This window comes from Prosthecobacter gellanilyticus, from assembly GCF_007992435.1.
Classification (GTDB): Bacteria; Verrucomicrobiota; Verrucomicrobiia; order Verrucomicrobiales; family Verrucomicrobiaceae; genus Prosthecobacter; species Prosthecobacter gellanilyticus.
On sequence record NZ_BKAG01000044.1, the window covers coordinates 1 to 19,029 of the forward strand.

At 61.5% G+C, this 19,029-nt stretch carries 13 protein-coding genes; 6 read left to right on the forward strand and 7 right to left on the reverse strand.

The genetic code is table 11. The annotated features are described in order from the left end of the window. Window positions 1-40: 40 nt before the first annotated feature. Window positions 41-2,770, reverse strand: coding sequence for a valine--tRNA ligase (locus tag BGE01nite_RS22275; RefSeq protein WP_146853844.1), 2,730 nt, complete (start codon window positions 2,768-2,770; stop codon window positions 41-43). A gap of 383 nt (window positions 2,771-3,153) precedes the next feature. Between BGE01nite_RS22275 and BGE01nite_RS22280 the strand changes: the two genes are divergently transcribed. Then, complete coding sequence (locus BGE01nite_RS22280; protein ID WP_146853846.1) at window positions 3,154-4,062, forward strand: potassium channel protein - like protein; 909 nt, start codon at window positions 3,154-3,156, stop codon at window positions 4,060-4,062. 127 nt (window positions 4,063-4,189) lie between these two features. Here BGE01nite_RS22280 and BGE01nite_RS22285 read toward each other — a convergent pair whose 3' ends face one another. Both BGE01nite_RS22285 and BGE01nite_RS22290 read right to left on the reverse strand, forming a co-directional pair. Beyond that, window positions 4,190-4,483, reverse strand: coding sequence for a hypothetical protein (locus tag BGE01nite_RS22285; RefSeq protein WP_146853848.1), 294 nt, complete (start codon window positions 4,481-4,483; stop codon window positions 4,190-4,192). Between the two features lie 4 nt (window positions 4,484-4,487). Next, window positions 4,488-5,246, reverse strand: a complete 759-nt coding sequence (locus BGE01nite_RS22290) for an SDR family oxidoreductase (RefSeq protein ID WP_146853850.1) — start codon at window positions 5,244-5,246, stop codon at window positions 4,488-4,490. Between the two features lie 522 nt (window positions 5,247-5,768). Here BGE01nite_RS22290 and BGE01nite_RS22295 point away from each other — a divergent pair. Then, window positions 5,769-11,636 (forward strand): S8 family serine peptidase, encoded by a 5,868-nt coding sequence (locus BGE01nite_RS22295; RefSeq protein WP_146853852.1) that lies wholly within the window; start codon window positions 5,769-5,771, stop codon window positions 11,634-11,636. Between the two features lie 139 nt (window positions 11,637-11,775). Here BGE01nite_RS22295 and truA read toward each other — a convergent pair whose 3' ends face one another. Together truA and ruvX are read right to left on the reverse strand one after the other, a co-directional pair. After that, on the reverse strand, window positions 11,776-12,618 hold the full coding sequence (truA, locus tag BGE01nite_RS22300) for a tRNA pseudouridine(38-40) synthase TruA (protein WP_146853854.1): 843 nt from the start codon (window positions 12,616-12,618) through the stop codon (window positions 11,776-11,778). Then, entirely contained in the window at window positions 12,593-13,084 is a 492-nt protein-coding gene (gene ruvX / locus BGE01nite_RS22305) for a Holliday junction resolvase RuvX (protein ID WP_146853856.1), read from the reverse strand. The genes truA and ruvX overlap by 26 nt, the downstream gene beginning before the upstream one ends. 92 nt (window positions 13,085-13,176) lie before the next feature. On the opposite strand from ruvX, the gene serA reads away from it, so the two are divergent. From serA to BGE01nite_RS22325, 4 genes are all read left to right on the forward strand, one after another. Beyond that, window positions 13,177-14,787, forward strand: coding sequence for a phosphoglycerate dehydrogenase (serA, locus tag BGE01nite_RS22310; protein ID WP_146853858.1), 1,611 nt, complete (start codon window positions 13,177-13,179; stop codon window positions 14,785-14,787). Window positions 14,788-14,854: 67 nt separating this feature from the next. Then, complete coding sequence (locus tag BGE01nite_RS22315) at window positions 14,855-15,289, forward strand: hypothetical protein (RefSeq protein ID WP_146853860.1); 435 nt, start codon at window positions 14,855-14,857, stop codon at window positions 15,287-15,289. Between the two features lie 69 nt (window positions 15,290-15,358). After that, on the forward strand, window positions 15,359-15,775 hold the full coding sequence (locus BGE01nite_RS22320; RefSeq protein WP_146853862.1) for a hypothetical protein: 417 nt from the start codon (window positions 15,359-15,361) through the stop codon (window positions 15,773-15,775). 24 nt (window positions 15,776-15,799) lie between these two features. Then, window positions 15,800-16,723, forward strand: a complete 924-nt coding sequence (locus BGE01nite_RS22325; RefSeq protein WP_170266978.1) for an FAD:protein FMN transferase — start codon at window positions 15,800-15,802, stop codon at window positions 16,721-16,723. Here BGE01nite_RS22325 and BGE01nite_RS22330 read toward each other — a convergent pair. After that, complete coding sequence (locus BGE01nite_RS22330) at window positions 16,682-17,857, reverse strand: metallophosphoesterase (protein ID WP_146853865.1); 1,176 nt, start codon at window positions 17,855-17,857, stop codon at window positions 16,682-16,684. The genes BGE01nite_RS22325 and BGE01nite_RS22330 overlap by 42 nt on opposite strands. 22 nt (window positions 17,858-17,879) lie before the next feature. Continuing rightward, window positions 17,880-19,007 carry a D-TA family PLP-dependent enzyme gene (locus tag BGE01nite_RS22335; RefSeq protein WP_146853867.1) on the reverse strand — a complete coding sequence of 376 codons (1,128 nt, stop codon included), beginning with the start codon at window positions 19,005-19,007 and terminating at the stop codon, window positions 17,880-17,882. Window positions 19,008-19,029 lie beyond the last annotated feature (22 nt).

Consider the following 19,029-nt stretch of genomic DNA (forward strand, 5'->3'; position numbering starts at 1 on the left):
TTCGCGACTTCGGCGCTGGGCGTGAAGTCGCGAACGTTGGTTAGGCGCTGAGGGCGGCGAGCATCTCCTTGAGCTTGGCAGACTTCTCCTGCCAGTCGGTCAGGCGCTGCTGATGCTCGTCGAGCACTTTTTGCGGGACCTTGGAGGTGAAGTTTTCGTCGGCGAGCTTGGCGGTGACTTTCTCGAGCTCGGACTCGGCTTTGGCGAGGTCTTTGCCGACGCGGGCGCGCTCAGCTTCGACGTCGATGAGGCCATCGAGCGGAAGGAAGACGGTGCCGAGCGGGGTGAGGGCACTGGGGGTGCCTTTGGTCGGTGCGAAGGAGGCATCGACATCGAGAGGCTCGGCATTCAGGAGGATGCGGATGACCTCGATCTCGTGGCCAGGCAGTTCCTGGTTCGGCTTGAGGACGAAGCGGACCTTCTTGTTGATGTTGAAGGTGCTCTTCAGGCCGCGGCCGAGATTGACCGTTTCATACTTTTGGTTCGCGGTGGCCTCGTCTTCCGGCAGGATGCCGAAGTGGGCGAGCTCGTCCGCATCCAGCGGCTTCGGCCAGGGGGCGAACATGATGCTCTTGCCGCCCTGGTTTTCCGGGAGGTCGGCATTGAAGCCCATGCCATGCCAGAGCTCTTCGGTGATGAAGGGCAGGAAGGGATGGAAGAGACGCAGGGTGTGGCTGAGTACGAAGTCGATGACGGCGAGCGTGTTGGCCTTGCGCTTCTCATCACTGCCCTGGAGGACGGCTTTGGAGGCCTCGATGTACCAGTCGCAGTACTCGCTCCAGAAGAAGCGGTAGAGCGTGGCGGTGGCATCGCTGAAACGATACTCTTCAAGAGCGGCGCTGACCTCGGCGATGGCGGTGTTGAGGCGGAGGAGGATCCACTTGTCGTCACTGCTGAGGAGGGTGGGGCTGATCTCGGCTTCGGTGATGTAGGACGAGTTTTCAACTCGTCCATCCGGAGACACGGGTTGAAAACCCGTGCTACTTTGCATCTGCCTGAACCGCGCGGCGTTCCAGAGCTTGGTGCAGAAGTTACGACCGAGCTCGACGTTTTGCTCGTCGTAACGGATGTCCTGGCCCAGCGGGGCGCTGCGCATGATGCCGAAGCGGAGGGCATCCGCACTGTACTTGGTGATGAGGTCCAGCGGATCCGGTGAGTTGCCAAGAGACTTGGACATCTTGCGGCCCTGCTTGTCGCGGATGATGCCGGTGTAGTAGACGTTTTTGAAGGGCAGCTCGCTCATCCACTCGAAGCCGGCCATGATCATGCGCGCGACCCAGAAGAAGATGATGTCAGGACCGGTCACCAGATCGGTGGTCGGGTAAAAGGCTTTGAGTGTTGGATTGGCGGAGTCTTTCTCCTTGTCTCCGGTCCAGCCCATGGTGGCGAAGGGCCAGAGCCAGGAGGAGAACCAGGTGTCGAGCACGTCTGGGTCTTGTGTCCAGCCTTCGCCTTCCGGCGCGCTGGTGCCGCAGTAGGTTTCCTCACCGCGATACCACACGGGGATGCGATGACCCCACCAGACTTGGCGGCTGATGCACCAGTCCTGGATGCCGGTGAGCCAGTGGTCGTAGACCTTGGCCCAGCGGTCGGGGTAGAATTTCATCTCGCCCTTGGCGACAACGTCCTGGGATTCTTTGATGCTGGGATACTTGAGGAACCACTGCTCGCTCAGGCGAGGCTCGATGGGCACGCCGGCACGCTCGGAATAACCAACATTGTTTTGATGCGGCTCTTCCTTCACCATGACGCCGAGCTCGGTGAGCAGCTCGACGGCTTTCTTGCGGCCTTCGAAGCGCTCGAGGCCGGCGAGGTCCTTGCCCGCGAGCTCATTGAGGATGGCGTTCGGGTGGAGGACGTCGATGATCTCGAGGTTGTGACGCTGGCCGATTTCAAAGTCGGCTTTGTCATGCGCCGGGGTGACTTTTAGCACGCCGGTGCCGAATTCGAAATCGACATGGTCATCGCCGACGATCGGGATGGGGGCCTGGTTTTCCAGAGGCAGCGGACGCTTAATGTGTTTGCCGATGAGGTGGGCGTAGCGCTCGTCCTTCGGGTTCACGGCCACGGCGGTATCGCCCGGGATGGTCTCGGGACGGGTGGTGGCGATCTCGAGCCAGGTGTCTGGCTCTTCGACGACCTGCACCTTGAAGTGGTACATGAAGCCTTTCTGCGGCGTGGGGATCACTTCTTCATCGCTCAAGGCGGTGAGAGAGGAGGGGCACCAGTTCACCATGCGCCTGCCGCGGTAGATGAGGCCCTTCTTATACAGGTCCACGAACACGCGCATGACGCAGGCGTTGTAGTCGTCGTCGAAGGTGAAGCGCTGGCGGCTCCAGTCACAGGAGGCGCCGAGCTTTTTGAGCTGGTCGATGATGATGTCGCCGTGCTTGTCCTTCCACTCCCAGATCTTCTCCACGAGCTTCTCACGGCCGAGGTCATCGCGATGCTTGATGACACCCTGCTTCTTGAGGGTCTTCTCGACGACGTTCTGCGTGGCGATGCCGGCGTGGTCGGTGCCGGGGAGCCAGAGCACTTCCTTTCCCTGCATGCGGGCGCGGCGGGAGAGGATGTCCTGGATGGTGTTGTTCAGCACATGACCCATGTGCAGGACGCCCGTGACGTTCGGCGGCGGGATGACGATGGAGTAGGCCGGACGCTTCTCGCTGACGCGGGAGGGGTCGGCTTCAAAACATTTGTCGTCGAGCCAGCGCTGATACCAGCGGGCTTCGACCTCGGCTGGTGTGTAGGTCTTTTCGAGTTCGGGCATAAAAGGGCAGGCAAGATGGGGGAAATTGGGGTTTTTGCAAACTCGGAGGGATCTTGGGTAGAGCGGGGAGTTTTTGGACAGGATTAACGAGGGTTGGGGGTTCTCCAATCCTGTGAATCCTGGGGGTGGCGGGATCCGGGGTGGTGCGAGGGGGTTTTTAGACAGGATTAACAAGATCTCAGGATTTCAGGATTCCGGAGGGGTTGGGGCAATCCTGTGCATCTTGCGCGGAATGGGGTGAGCGGGGGATGCCTTTGGGTTCATCACAGAGGGCACGGAGGAGCACAGAGCTCAGAGGGGGAGGAGTTGCGGGGCGCTGAGGCGGAGGAAGTTCGGGCTTTCTTTTTTGGGGAAGTGTTTCGAGAATTGGGGGCGCTTTTCCGATGGCTTCTTCTGATGTGCTTTCTGCTTCGCCGCCTGCTTGCGGGGGGCTGCGGCATGGGGTGATGGCGACGGTGGCGCTGGGGTTTCTGGCGGTGCTGGGGGTGATTTTGCCGCATGGAGATACTGGGGAGAGCTTCCGGGAGGCGCTGCGGATGCACCCCTGGTATGGGGTCACGCTGGTCGGGCTGTGGGGGGTGATTGGGATGGAGGCTTTGGTGGGGCTGCGAATGGCCACGGACGGATGGCGGGCACGGTGGCGGAGGTTTTTTCTGATCCTCCTGCTGCCGCCGCTGCGCATGACGACGGCAACGAGCACGCGGGATGGCTGGCTGTGGCTGCCGGGGCATGGCTGGCGGCCGGCGGGGCCGGTGACGACGCTGAAGCTGGAGCACAAGCTGGCGCTGCCGATGCTGGTGCTGACCCTTCTCGTGCTGCCGGTGTTGGGCGTGGAGTTTGGCGCGGGTGGGGCGCTGGAGACGCGGCCCCGTTTGGCGCTGGCGGTGCATCTGACCACGAGCCTGATCTGGATCGGCTTCACGGCGGAGTTTTTATGGATGATCTCCGCGACGCCGCAGAAGCTGGACTACTGCGTGAGGAACTGGGTGAACCTGGTGATCATTTTGCTGCCGCTGGTGGCCTTCCTGCGGGTGCTGACGATGCTGCGCTTTCTGCGCGCGGGTCAGCTGCTGCGGGCGTACCGGCTGCGGACTTTGCAGAGCCGGGTGTGGAGGCTGCTGCTGGTCTTCAATCTCTTTGAGCGGCTGCAGCAGCGGAACCCGGAGAAGTATCGTGCCGGGCTGGAGAAGCGGATCGGGGAGATGGAAGAGGAGTTGGTTAGGCTCAGGGAGAAGCTGGAGAGGTGTCCGGGGGAGAGGCGGGAAGATCGGCTAACCACTGATGGACACTGATTGGCACTTATGGTTCCGATCCGAAGACGGGAAGGACGTGGGTTGTGGTCTCTTCAAGAGGGCTTTTATTAACCGCTAATAGGACGCTGATGGTTTGGGATATTAGCTCTTATCAGCGGTTCAAGATTCAACGAGGCCAGAGAGACATGATCCCGCGAACGAAGAGCATCCAAATGGCTGATGCGATGACAAAAAACATGGGAAGAACGAGCCAGTCGGGCAGTTCTAGACTCGCTAGTGGAGACATCACGAAATAGGCTGGCATTTGGAGAAGAAGCAAGACGACCCCGAGCGTTGTCCCCGGGCCGCAAGGCCCCCCTTTGTCGAACTGCATGAGGCCAAAGCATGCCGCCTCAATCGCAATACCAACAATGAGGGATTTGAGCCAAGGATTGATGATGTGACGGGCAGGCTCGCTCATATGTTTACCCTCTCCAGCCGCCGTTGATTTCGAGGGTCTGGCCGGTGACGTAGCTGGCGAGAGGGGAGCAGAGGAAGAGGACGACGTGGGCGACTTCCTCGGTGGTGCCGAAGCGGGCCAACGGGACGTTTTTGATCATCTCGGCGCGCACGGCTTCGGGGATGGTGGCGGCCATGCTGGTATCGATGACGCCGGGGGCGATGGCATTGGCACGGATGCCTTTGCGGGCGGCTTCGCGGCTGAGGACGCGCATCATGGCCTGCACGCCAGCTTTCGCTGAAGCATAATTGGCTTGGCCAAAGAAGCCCTGGATGGCGGCGATGCTGCCGAAGCTGACGATGGCGCCGTGGTCACGCATGATCTCGAGTGCGTATTTGCAGCCGTAGAAGACGCCGGAGAGGTTGACGTCGATGACGGCATCCCACTCCTCGAGGCTCATCTTGGCGATGGTGCGGTCCTTGATGATGGCGGCGTTGTTCACGAGGTAGTCGAGCCCGCCGCAGGCGGCCTGCACTTCCGTCATCATGGCGTGGACTTGCTCAGCGTTTGAGACATCGGCGGCGATGACGCGGGCGCTGTCGGTGCGCAGGACATTGAGCTCGGCGGCGAGGGTGTCGGCATCCACCAGGGTGTTCGGGAAGCCGGGGTGATTGATGATCACGGTGGCTCCGGCTTGGTGAAAGGTGCGGGCGATCTGGGCGCCAATGCCCTGGGAGGCTCCGGTGATGAGGGCGACTTTGCCGCTGAGGTCGATGGGGATCATGGGAGGAAGATGAGGAAAACGCGGGGAGGGGACAAGGGATTCCTGAATTTGGATTTATGATTCCTGATTCAGGAGGCGGCTGGAGGGGGGAAGTTTTGCGGTGTCCAAAGGGGACGCTTGGGTCACTTGGAGGAAGGAGCGGGATGGGGGAGAGTGCGGGGCTATGAGTGCGTTTTTTTCACAGGAGATTTGGAGAGGAGGAGGTAGGAGCCGTTGACGGTTGTTTACCGTGGTTTGAGGGGCGGGAAACCTTTCGGAGGCAATCCGAGTGGATCCGACCTGCTCGGGGTTGGGCGGGCGGAGGGTGGTGGCGGGGTCGTGGGCTCTAGGCAAATCAAGGTTGGTCCAGGGTGGGCTGCGAGGAGACACACTCGCGCTCCAGGGGACTCGATCGATCAAGGTCAATCAAGGCTGGTTCAGGTTGGGGCGGGTGGGTGGAGCCAGGTGCTTTGAGAATTTAAATGAATTGTTTTGTAAACAAATGGGGGCGGTTCGGTAGATGCTGTGACCATTCTGCCTTTCATGAAGAAACTTTATCTGCCTCTGCTGGTGCTCTCCGGCGCCTCTCTGCTCACTTACTCATGGTTTGCCGCTGCGCCGGATGCTGGCGATGAAGGGGTTAAGGCGGGTGCAACAGCGCATAAGGCTGGGAAGGTGGCGGGTGTCGCTCCTGGGGCCGCAGGTGCTCAGGGGAGCCAGATGCCAGCGACTCCGGCAGGCCAGGCCCAGGTGCCGTCTGCGGGTGTGAATGGTCCCGTGGGGGCAGGTGGTGGTGCGGCGACCTCTCAGGTGGTGGCGACTCCCACGATTTCCATGCCGCCTGCAGCGGGAAGCTCGGCTGCCTTGGCCGCAGGTGCGGGCTCGGCGCAGGGGCAGCGCATGATCCGGATGGAGGACTTCAATCCTGAGAAGGCGCTGGCTTCAGGGAACTGGTATCACCCGGATCTGCCGGAGGATCAGGTGCGTGCGCGGATGGTGGAGTATCTGAGCAACAAGGCGATGGCTGAGAAGCGCCGAGCAGTGAACTGGGCCAAGGAAGCGGGGATGCCGGTCCGGACTGAACTCCCCGGCGGTGGTGTGAGCGAGATCATGAGCCTGGATGCCGACGGCACGCCGGTCTACTACACGACGAACAATGTGCAGCTGGCGAAGAGCCTGCAGACAGACCTGGTGCGAAACACGTCTCCCTACTCAGTCAATGGCAGCAATGGCACGGGTCGGTTCAACATCGGTGAATGGGATGGCGGCTCGGCACGCGCCACTCATGCGAGCCTGAAAGGCCGGGTGACGCAGAAGGAGGGCACGATCACCCTGAGCGACCACTCCACGCACGTGGCGGGCACGATGATCGCCAGTGATTTTTACCCGGGTCTGCAGGGCATGGCACCATCTGCGGGCGTGCTTTCCTATGACTTCAACAATGACTTGGCGGAGATGACGGCGGAGGCGCAGACCACGGCGGCACTGGGAGCGAAGGTGCTGGTTTCCAACCACTCCTACGGGGCGAACTGCGGCTGGGTGGGGAACCAGTACTGGGGCAACTGGCTGGAGCTGGAAGACCGCAAGTTCGGCCGATATGAAGCCAAGTCGGTGCTGATCGACAGCCTGTGTCTCAACTCTCCCTACTACCAGCCGTTCTTCTCGGCGGGCAATGACCGCAACAACACCGCACCCAACACGGGAGGCACCTTTCAGCGTTTTCATGCGACCACGGGGGGGGTCATTTTTCAGAACAACGCCCAGGTTTACAATCCTGCCACTCACCCGGGTTCAGACTTTCAAAAGGGTGGGTATGACACCATCCCCTCCTTCAGCGGCAGCAAGAACGTGATCACGGTAGGTGCGGTGACGGATGCGCTGGACTCCGCCGGCAACCGGTCGCTGGCGGCATCATCGATCGCCCAGTTCTCCGGGTGGGGTCCCACGGATGACGGGCGCATCAAGCCGGACATCGTGGCGGTGGGTGTGAATGTGCTGTCCGCCTCCTCCGCAGGCGACAACATGCAGACCTCCATGAATGGAACGAGCATGGCGACACCAGGCGCCTGCGGCTCCGCCATCCTGCTGCAGGAGCTGTATGCGGACAATTTCAGCGGCGTGGCGATGCGCGCGAGCACGCTGAAGGCGCTGATCCTGCACAGCGCGGATGACATGGGCGCAGCGGGCCCTGATTACACTTTTGGTTGGGGGATGATGAACACGAAGAGAGCTGCGGACGTCATCCGTGCCCACAAGGGATCTCCCATCAACAACCACATGATGGAGGATGCGCTGACCACCACCGAGCCCTCCAAGAGCTACAGCTTCGCCTGGAACGGCATCGGCCCGATCCGCGTGACGATCTGCTGGACAGATCCTGCCGGGACGGCCGAGCTGGGCCTGAACACCACCACGGCCAAGCTGGTGAACGACCTGGATCTGCGCGTGACCGGACCCGGCGGCACCACGATGCCCTACATCTTGGATCCGGCCAATCCTGGCACGGCAGCGACGAGGGGCGACAACGTGCGCGACAACGTGGAGCAGGTGTACATCGAGGCTCCCACCTCAGGCACCTACACTGTGACGGTGAACCACAAGGGCACGCTCAATGACGTGAACGGACGGCAGAACTTCTCCCTGGTGCATGAAGGCCTGCGCTCTGATGCGCCTGTGATCCGGCTGTCCTCCCAGCTGCTCACCTTCACCACCAGCCCCTCCTCCAGCCCGGACTTCTACTCCTTCACGCTGCAAAACGTGGGTGTGAAGCCGCTGAACTACAGCATCTCTGACAATGCCTCCTGGCTGCACGTGAACCCGACCTCTGGAAGCGCGAACAATGGCGAGACGGACACCATTTTCCTGGGCTTCACCACGACGACCCTGGTCTCCGGGGTGTACACGGGCCGCGTCTTTGTGACGGCTCCGGGGGCAGCTCCCGCCGAACTAGAAGTGCGACTGACGGTGACTGGCAACACAGTGCCGCTGGCGCAGGCGATCGATGTGGTGGACGCGGTGAGCTCGTCCGGCAGCGCGCCCTGGTTTGGCCAGACAGCGATGGCGCATGACAGTGTGGATGCGGCCCGCAGCGCACCTGTGAAGGATAATCTGGACACAGCTTTCAGCCTGACCGTGCAGGGGCCGGGCGAGCTGACCTACTGGTGGAAGGTGGACTCTGAAGCGACCGACAAACTGAAGTTCGAGATCGGAACCACACCGAAGCACGAGATCAGCGGCAACCAGGACTGGGCGCAGATGACGGTGGCCATCCCCGCAGGTTCGCAGAAGCTGACCTGGCGGTACAAGAAGGACGGCTCGACCTCCTCAGGTGCTGACGCAGGCTGGGTGGACGAGATCAGGTATGTGCAAAACACCGCCAGGCTGACACTCTCCCAGAACCGCGTGGACCTGGTCACCCCCCTGGGGCAGAACCCGGTGCCCTTCTCTTTCAACGTGCTGAACGAAGGCGATGGCACCCTGGACTACACGGTGAGCAGCTCCAAGTCCTGGGCGACGGTTTCAGCCGACTCCGGCAGCACTTCTGGAGAGCCGGACCCGATCACGGTGACGATCGATGTGGCGAAGCTGAAGGCGGGTCTGAACTCGGCACGAGTGACGGTGAAGGCCAATGGTGTGTCGGAGTACTTTGACATCAATCTGACCGTGCTGCCGGGAGCGAGCGTGCCTCTGCATACGGCCGTGGACTATGGCACGAACACGAGCTGGAACAGCTTTACCATGCCCACAAATCCCAGTGCGGCATGGTTTGGCCAGGCGGCGGATGCCTTCGACAAAACAGACTGCGCGCGCAGCGGCACGGGCGTGGCTGACAATGGCGTCAGCATCCTGTCCCTGGCCACGGTGACGGGCCCATGCGCAGTCTCCTTTTACTGGCGCACGGACTGTGAGGCTGGCTATGACCGGCTGGCCTTCTTTGACGGAGCGACGGAGGTGACCAGCATCAGCGGGCAGGATCCGAGCTGGAAGCAGTTCACCTACAATGCCGGATCTGGCACTCACAACATCTGCTGGCAGTACATCAAGGACGGCAGCCAGTCCCGTGGTCTGGACTGTGGCTTTGTGGACAAGATCGTGCTCGACTTCAAAGCACCGAAACTGCAGGTCTCCACGTCCTTGCTGCTGGGCACAGGGATCGCCGGTGGTTCTCCTGGCGGGCCTTCCTTCCAGATCAGCAACACCGGCGCAGGCACGCTGAACTATGTGATCAGCGCCGACCAGACCTGGATCAAGCCAGCAGTCACGAAGGGCACCGCCATGGCGGAGACTGACACGATCGGGGTCAGCTTTGACGCACGCTCCCTCTCCCCTGGGGTGCACTATGGCGCCATCACCGTGACGGGTGCCTCGGCAGGCAGCCACACGATCGGGGTGTCTTTGACCCTGGGGGCCAGCACGGCTCCTGCGGTGAGCTTTGAGTCCGGCAAGGCTTATCTCCAGGCCTTCAGCAAGACGACGCTGCCGACTGCGGCGGAGGGCTGGGGCTTCTACTCCAGTGACGAAGGCCGGATCTCCATTGTGGCAGGCGCTCTGCGCATGGATGACAAGGTGACGGGCAGCCTGCACTCTCTGAATGAGGCCATCCTGAACGTGAATCTGGCTGGTAAAACCGGTGTGATGATGAGCTTCAGCTACCGGCAGAGCAATGAAGAGCCGCACCCGATGCCGGAAAGCTACACCGGCCACTACAATGGTGACGGCGTGAGCATCAGCGCGGACGGCATCACCTGGTACACGGTGGACCATCTGCTGAACACCGACGGCAATGCCACGATCCGCATCGTGGATCTGGATGCCGCGGCAACCCTGGCCGGTCTGACCTACAACAGCAGCTTCAAGATCAAGTTCCAGCAGTATGACGACTGCCCCTGGGGCTCCGATGGTGCAGAATTTGACGCTTTGTTTGTGGCTGCGGTGACCCAGGATGACGACCATGGGAACCGCTTTGACCGGGCCACGGTGATCTCACCGGGCAGCAGCACGAACGGCAAGATCGAGGTGGCGGGAGACCAGGACATGTTCTGCTTCACGCTGGCCCAGCAGTCGGCTTTCACCATCGTGACCACAGGCGGCACGGACACCTACGGCGAGCTCTATGATGGCGGTGGAAACCTGATGCTCTCCAACAATGACGGGGTCGGGAAGAACTTCCTCATCAGCCGCACCCTGGACCCGGGCACCTACTACGTGAGCGTGCGCGGCAATAATGGTGCCAAGGGTCTGTACACGCTGGTCACCAACTCGCGTGTGAACGCAGCGGTGCCCTCTCTGACACTGCCTCCAGATGACTGGGCGATTCAGACCATGAACCCCTTCATCCCGACCGGGCCTGGTGTGAGCTATGCGATGAGCGCGAGCGGCCTGCTGCAGCATGGCCATGGCGAGACGCTGGTGGTGAACGGTGCCATGAACGTGAAGGTGACGGGCAACAGGTCCTTCTCCGGCAAGGTCACCTGGGAGGGTGTGGCGCATCCCGTGACGGGCGCCTTTGATGCGGGTGACACGGGCATCGCGACTGGCACGGTGACGCGAAAAAATGCGTCCTCCCTGAGCTACATGCTGAGATACCACAGCCGGAATGGGGCTGAATCTGAGTGGCGCCTGATCGGCACCGTGACGGATGGGGTGACGACGGAGACGGCCATCCTGCTGGAGGACTACAACTGGAATGCCCAGGCGCTGGTGGGGACCTACTCCATCGCCGTGCCAGGGGTGAACAATGGCAGCACGCTGGAGCCACAAGGCGCGGGCTACGGCACGCTGACGGTCAGCAAAACGGGGGATGCCATCCTGGCCATGACCCTGCCGGACAACACCACCTGCTCGCTGGCCATCCCGGTGACCAACGTGGCGGCGGGTGGTCAGCCGGAGATCAGCTTTTACATGCCGATCGGCACCGGGTTCTTCGCCGGGGAGATGCAGTTCCGTGACATCGCGGACACGAGTGATCTTGATGGCCGGGTGAGCTGGCGCAAACCGGCGGATTCGAAGAACACTTACTATCCTTCGGGCTTCCATCTGAACCGCCGGATCCTGGGCAGCAAGTTTGTCCCGGTCGCAGCAGGAGCCACCCCCCAGATAGGGCAGGACCTTCAGCTCAAGCCCAACGTCACCTCAGCCATCGCCAAGTTCTTTGGCAGCGACCTGCCTTACATCCCTGGAAACCTGCGACTGGTGAGCTGGACCAATCAGGACAAGCTGAGTTCCCAGTTTACCGGGGAAACTTGGACCTACTCCTACACTCCAAGCAAAGTGCTGATCTCCGGCAGCTACAAGCACGCGGCCACCCTGACCACGGGGAACTTTGGCGGGGTGATCTTGCAGAAGCAGCGGAAGGTCGCTGGATTCCTGAAGGGCAATTTCCAGACGGGACTCTTTTACATGGAGCCGTGATGATCGGACGTAGGATGACCGTGTCTCGCCTCGCCTGATGAGGCGAGGCTGGTCGACCTCTCGCAGGCGAAGGACAGCGAGGGGTGCATGGTCTAGGGTGGGAAGCTCGTGAAGGACGAGCGGCCTTCGACACGCTCGCCTACGTGGAGGCGTTTTCGGGATACTTGACGCTGACGAGGTAGAGGCCGCAGGAGGGGGCGGTTTGGTTGCTCTGGAGGCCATGGGGGTTCTCCAGGAGGTCGGTGAGCCAGTCGGGGTTGGCGCGGCCACGGGAGATGTGCATGAGGGTGCCGACGATCATGCGGACCATTTTGTAGAGGAAGCCATCGCCCTCGAACTCAAGCTCCAGAACATCGCCAAGGTCCCGGAGCTCGGCGCGGTGGATGGTGCGGGTGGTTTTCTCTGGAAGTGCCCGGCGCTGGGTTTCGGGGAGGTCACCACGGTTGGCGGAGAGGCGGACGAAATTATGGGTGCCGACGAGGTGCTGGAGGCCAGCGCGCAGGGCCTCGATATCCAGGGGGCCGTGGATGTGCCAGGCGCGGTCGGCCTCAAACGGGGAAAGGAGGCGCGGGCGCCAGATGCGGTAGCGGTAGACCTTGCCGATGGCATCAAAGCGGCAGTGGAAGGTGGGCTCGGCCACGGTGGCCTCAGTGATGCGGATGCTGAGGGGCAGGCAGGCATTGAGGGCATTGCACCAGGCCTCAGCGCTCATGCGGACGGTCTCCGGGACATCGCAATGGGCCACTTGGCCGAGGGCGTGCACGCCGGCATCTGTGCGACCGCTGCCCTGGACGAGCGCTTGGACCCCCACGGCGCGGCGGATCGCGGTATTGAGCTCGTTTTGCACGCCACCGCCGCCGGTCTGGCTCTGCCAGCCGCGCCAGGGGGTGCCGCAGTAGGCCACGGTGAGGCGCAGGCGCTTGAAACCCGGGGCCACGGCATGGTGGAGGCCGAGCCTACTTTCGGCGTCGCTTCGGCTCATCGGTCCACTGGAAGTCGTAGGCGGCGTCCGGGAGCAGATAGCCCTCGGGACCGCGCTGGTTGTTCAGATAGTCCTGCAGGATCACCACGGCGGCGAGCTGGTCGATAACCTGGTCACGCTCCTTTTTGCCGGTGATGCCGGAGCGGGAGAGGGAGGCCTCTGCCTCCACGGAGGAGAGGCGCTCGTCCACGTACTCGATGGGGACGCCGTGATCGAGGGCCTTGCTGAGGGTGGTGCCGAACTTTTCCACGCGCTCGGCGGCCTCGCCGCGCTGGCCGCTCATGTGAAAGGGCATGCCGATGACGATCTTGGTGATGTGCTTTTCCCGGACGATGCGGGTGATTTCCCGCACCGCCTCGTGCTGGGCATCCACGGTCTTCAGCGGGCTGGCGACGAGCTCCATCTCGTCACTCAGGGCGAGTCCGATGCGCACGGTTCCGTGGTCGATGGCGAGGATGCGGGGCATTTTTTCGAAAAAAGACGGTCTGAATGCACCTTTTACCGGGCAAGGCCGCCCTTGCCACTTTTAAAACATGACCTAGCCTGCGCGCCCCTTTTATGGCCCAGAAGTTTAAAATCCTCATCGCCGGTAACAACGACCCTATCTCGAGCAAAGGCATCGAACTCCTCCAGGCGGAGTCCTCCTTTGACGTCGTGGTGAACATGAACCTCAAGGAAGAGGCTGCGATGATCGAGGCCTCCCGCGACGTGCACGCCATCATCGTGCGCTCCGGCGCCAAGGTGACCGCGAAGGTCTTTGACGCCGCCACGAACCTGAAAGTCATCGGCCGTGCCGGTGTGGGCGTGGACAACATCGACGTGCCGGTGGCCTCCAAGCGCGGCGTGGTGGTGATGAACACCCCCGGCGGCAATACCATCTCCACGGCGGAGCAGGCCTTCACCCTCATGATGGCGCTGAGTCGCAAGACCCCCCAGGCGCACGCGACGATCGTGAGCGGCAAGTGGGACCGCAAGAGCTTCCAGGGCACGGAAGTGTATGGCAAGACGCTGGTGGTGCTCGGCATGGGCCGCATCGGCGCCGAGTTCGCCAAGCGCGCGAAGGCCTTTGGCATGAGCGTGGTGGCCTATGACCCTTACCTTTCCAAGAACCGCGCTGACAGCCTCGGCGTGACGCTTTGTGAGGACCTCGACGCAGCGATCGTGCAGGCGGACTACATCACCATGCACATGCCGCTGACGCCTGAGACGAAGCACATGATCAATGCGAAGCGTCTGGCCAGCCTGAAGAAGAGCTGCCGCATCATCAACTGCGCCCGTGGCGGTCTCATCGATGACGCCGCACTTGCGCAGGCTTTGACGGACGGCACCATCTCCGGTGCTGCACTGGACGTCTTTGAAACCGAGCCGCCACCGGCTGACTACCCGCTGCTGAAGGCCCCGAACACGGTCTTCACCCCGCACCTCGGTGCCAGCACGGAAGAAGCTCAGGAGAACGTCGGCATCGAGATCGCGGAAGTGATCAAGGCTCACCTCCTCCTTGGCACGGTCGTGAACGCGGTGAACATGCCGAATGTGGATCCGAAGGTGCTGAACGAGATCGGACCTTTCCTGAAGTTCGGTGAGCTGCTGGGCCGTCTGGTCTCCCAGATCGCTCCTGCCCGCTCGAACGTCGTCAGCATCAACTACAGCGGCAAGGTGGGCAGTGGTGACACCACGCTCATCTCCCGTGCCGTGCTCAAGGGCTTCCTCGAGCGCGCCGTGGGTGCGGAGCAGGTAAACTATATCAACGCCAACGGCGTGGCTGAAAACCTGGGCCTGCGCTTCACGGAAAGCCGCCTGCCTGAAGCGAATCTCTTCACCGACCTGATCGAAGTCCAGGCCAGCAATGGCAGCGAGACCGCCAGCATCGCCGGCACCTTCTTCGCCGGTGAGCCGCGCATCGTGAAGGTGAATGAGCGCCACATCGAGACCCGTCCGGAAGGCACCCTGCTGCTCATCGAGAACCAGGACCGCCCGGGCATGATCGCCGCCTACAGCAGCATCCTCGGCAAGAACCAGGTGAACATCGCTGACATGTCCCTGAGCCGTAACAAGGAAGGCGGCACCGCCCTGACCTTGCTCACGCTCGACTCCTGCCCTTCCCCAGAAGTGCTGGCCGAGCTGGAGAAAGTCCCCGGCATTGTGCGCGTGCATTGCGTGACGGTTTGAGGCCCGTAGTCAGGTAACTTTGACGAGCGTCGGCCATGCAGGCTGACGCTCGTTTTTTGTTGATCCCATGAGTGCCCTCCAACCTGATGCGGAAACAGTGATGGCTGTTCGTCAAGCCACCGGTCTGGCTGTGATGGAGGCGAAGGAACTGATCCAGACATCTCCGGAACTGGCCCAGCGCGTCCTTGATGGTCACAAGGTTCGCTTTATCACGAGGCTGGCGAAACTTCCTGTGGAGCTAAGGGAGAAGATCTTGGAAGCCTCTGATTCGCAGCGCGATGAGCACTTCCTCTGTGACCCGATCGAGAGCGACCCCGTGGTGGGTGCGACCATTCGCGAAACGCTGGAACGAGTAGGTTGTGAACTCGAAACTGCGCGTGGACGTTACCAGATGGGATTGTGTCACAGCATCTGGAGAACAGCGCAGAGTGAGCTTTTGCAAAAGCATGGCATTGTCTGGTACACTCCGGCTCAGATGAATCCGGGTGCTTGTTTCGACTGATGAAGCCAGGCCCCGCACCACGAACTGGTTGCAATGTCTCGCTGACACAGACTATCGTTCGAGGCACACATGTTTCGACATCTCGCTCTCATTGCTTTTTTCATCGGAATGATCGCCGTGGGTCTGGCAGCGTTTCGCAACAACGTGATCTACGACAAGCCCGTTGCGGCCGCTGATCAGAACCCTTCATGGACCCAACTGGCCTCGGAGGCCGCCAAGAGGTGGGTCGAGAAGAAAGTGCGCCCGCCTGCTGCACCGCCTTCTGACAAGCGCTTCCTTCCTTTGCACCCTTATGAGATGGTCTACACGGCGCTGGGTGTGGTGGCGCTTGGAGCGGGTGCCTTCTCATGGTCGCAAAAGAGACACATTCGTCTCTCGGGAGCGGCTGCTGCTCTTGGCATCGTGGCCGTCGCCTGGGAGTGGGCTTTGATTGGAGTTCTCATCGCGATGGTTCTTCTGCTCATTGCCAATCTAAATCCTAGTTAGACTTCGATGGAGACGATCCGGTGCTTGTCGTGGACCCGCATGGCGATGGCAGCGCTGGTGCTGGCATGCTTGAGCGGATGCCATCTGGATGAAGCTCCCAAGCTCCTCTCCGGCCCCACCATGGGCACCACGTGGAGTTTGCGGGCTGAGGGGGCTGATGACTCCATCCGGCAGTTGATTCAATCTCATCTCGATCAGCGTGAGGCGGTGCTCTCGCATTGGCGGAGGGACTCGGCGCTGAGTGCCTTCAATGCTTCGGCCTCCACAGACTGGCAGGCGGTGCCGGTGGAGCTGGTGCAAACTGTCGAGCTTGCGCGGCGCATCGCGAAGGACACGGAGGGGGTACTTGATATCACGCTCGCGCCGGTGATCGAGGCGTTTGGGTTTGCGCCGAAGCTGCAGGGGGAGTCATTGGAAACCCCGGTGACTGGCTGGGAGCATCTGAAGTCACGTCTTGATCCCCCAGCGCTGAAGAAAGATGTGCCGCAACTGCGCATCAATGTGGCCAGTGTGACGGAGGGTTTTGTGATGGATGAATTGGTTAGGCTACTGAAGCAACGGGGCCTTTCCGATTTCCTTCTCGAGGTCGGTGGTGAGGTGGTGGCCATCGGTCATGCGGCGGATGGAAAGCCCTGGCAGGTGGGTGTGCAGACTCCGAAGGCTGCGCAGGGTGATGCCATGCAAACGCTGCCTCTCATGAACCAATGCATGGCCACCAGTGGCACTTACCGGCATAACAAAGACCATGGCAAGAAGAGCCATCTCATCGATCCGCGCACGCTGAAGCCGGTGGAGCATGATCTCGTCTCCGTGACGGTGCTGCACGACTCTTGCGCGCTGGCGGATGGCTATGCCACCGCGCTCATGGTGCTGGGACCTGAGCGCGGGCCGGAGATCGCGAAGCGGTTAAATCTTCGCGTCCTTTGGATCAGCGCCGGGGGCCGGTGATGAAGCAGGCTGCGGCACGGAAAGCACCTCGATCTTGCCATCGAGACGCTTGGTGAACTGATGCACAAGGCTGCCGTCCACGGCGTGATGCGCAAAGATGAGCGCGTCTGGTTTCACCGTGATGTGGGTGAAGCCGTGGATGTCCCGGCCATAGGGCATCTTGCGCTCTGGATGCTCGAGCACGCGGGTCTTCGCCCCACCACCACCGGAAAGGATGTGGGAGGTGAACTTGCCCTCCATTTCCAGATGCTGGAGGTCGTGGTCATGGCCGCAGATGTAGGCGTGAACCTTGTGCTCCTGGAACAGCGGCTCCCACTGCTCGATCAGCACCTTGGTGTCACCATGATCACCGTTGGAGTAAAGCGGGTGATGTCCCATCACGAGGGTGAAGGGAGCGCGTGGTTTCGCGAGCTCGGCTTTCAGCCACTCGAGCTGCGCTTTCTCCTCTTCCGCATTCAAAGAGGCACGTGGCTTCGGGGGTGTGACCGGTCCCTTCGGCGGGATGATCTTGCCATCCTTGTCCTTCTTCGGCACTGGCACGGCTGGCTTGCCGCTGACCTCATAGAGGTTGGTGTCCAGGCAGATGAGCGTCAGCAGGCCGCCGAAGTCCTGGCGATACCACTTCGCGGGCATCTTCCAGCGTTTGCCGGGAAGCTGTGAATACGCGAGCTGAGTCTTTTCGCCGCCCTTGTTGTCGTGGTAGTCGTGATTTCCCAGCACGGCATACATCGGGCCAGGAAAGTTGCTTTCAGGATAGAGGTCCTCAATTTCGGTCTTCCAGCGCTTGGTCTCGACTGTGAAGGGCACGGGCTCCGGCTCTTTCTCCTTCTTGTCTTTGTCCTTTTTCTTCTCCTCGCCCTTCGCCTTGGGCTTCTTCTCGGCGGGGCCGTAGAAGTTGTCGCCGATCATGAAGAGCGCCTCGGGCTTCAGCTCGTTCTTCGCGGCAAAGGCCTGCATGGCCTTGGCCACGGTGACCTGGTCCGTGCCGCCGGTGCCGAAGTCACCGATGGCCAGGAAGTGAACGCCGTCCTTGGCGATCTCCGCCTGGACGCGACGGGATTGAAGATTCAACGCCAGGGCGGCGCTGGAGCAGAAAAGGGTCTTGAGGGCGCGACGGCGCGTGAAGTCGTTCATGGGTGAACCCCTGAAACGTGGGTCACACGGTGATCTTACGGTTCCTTGCGGTGATCGGCCAGACCTGGGTGGCTCTGCCGCCTTCCACGATCACCGCCTCGCCGTGCATGGACACCGTGGGGCAGACATGACGGGGGATGCCGTGCAGTGCCTGACCGACGACAAACTCATGCGCGCGATCCGTCTCCAGCACCAGATGCTCCTCGCTCTGCATCACGGCCACGGCCTCAGGAAGCTCTTCAAAACGCACTCGCGGATGCGGCTGCTCAGGTGCCACGGACTTGTGCCCGAGGTCCAGCGTGATGCGGTTCGTGCCCGGCTTGCTGATCACCCGCGCCAGCAGCACGGCGGCGGGAAGGAAAGGCAGATCGGGCAGCTTGTCACCATAACCAAAATCCCACAGCACGGTGGTGCCCGGGCTGCAGATGCGGTCCGTGTGCTGCGCATGGATGCCGAAGGTCGGTGAACCACCGGCGAGGAACTCCTGGATGATCACGCCCTCGCCTTCGAGGCGCTTCTTGAAGGCCAGGATCGGCACATAGGAAGCCTCACACTTCTCCTGCCTAACTGAAAGCTCGGCATCGTGGATGTGCCCGTCATAGGCATGCAGGCCGCGGAAAAGCAGGCGCGGCGTGTCCTTGATCACATGCACTAAAAAAGCGGCGGCCTCGCCTGGCACGATGCCCGTGCGCGCCATGCCGCAGTCGAGCTCCAGAAACACACCGAGATTCACGTTATGCTGCTGCGCGGCCGAAGCCAGCGTGCGGATGGTCTCCTCGTCATCCGCGATGCCTGCGAACTGCGTTTGCGGATACTTCTTTGCCAGCTCCGCGAGGCGATTCCCGCCCGGACCCACGCAGGGCATGGCCAGCACCACATCCGCCGCGCCTGCCATGGCGCACATTTCCACTTCGGAGATGGTGGAGCATTTAAACTTCGTGATGCCCAGCTCGATCTGCCGCTGCACCACCTGCAGCAGCTTGTGCGTCTTCACATGCGGACGCAGCCGCGCGGGATCACCACCCACGATTTGAATCATCAACTTCAGGTTATGCTCGATGCGCTCGCGATACAGCAGCAGCGCCGGCGAGGCGATCTCAGCTTCATTGTCGATATGAAACCAGGCGGGAGCGGGATCAGGGGAGGTCATGGGTAAGAACTACGCGAACAGA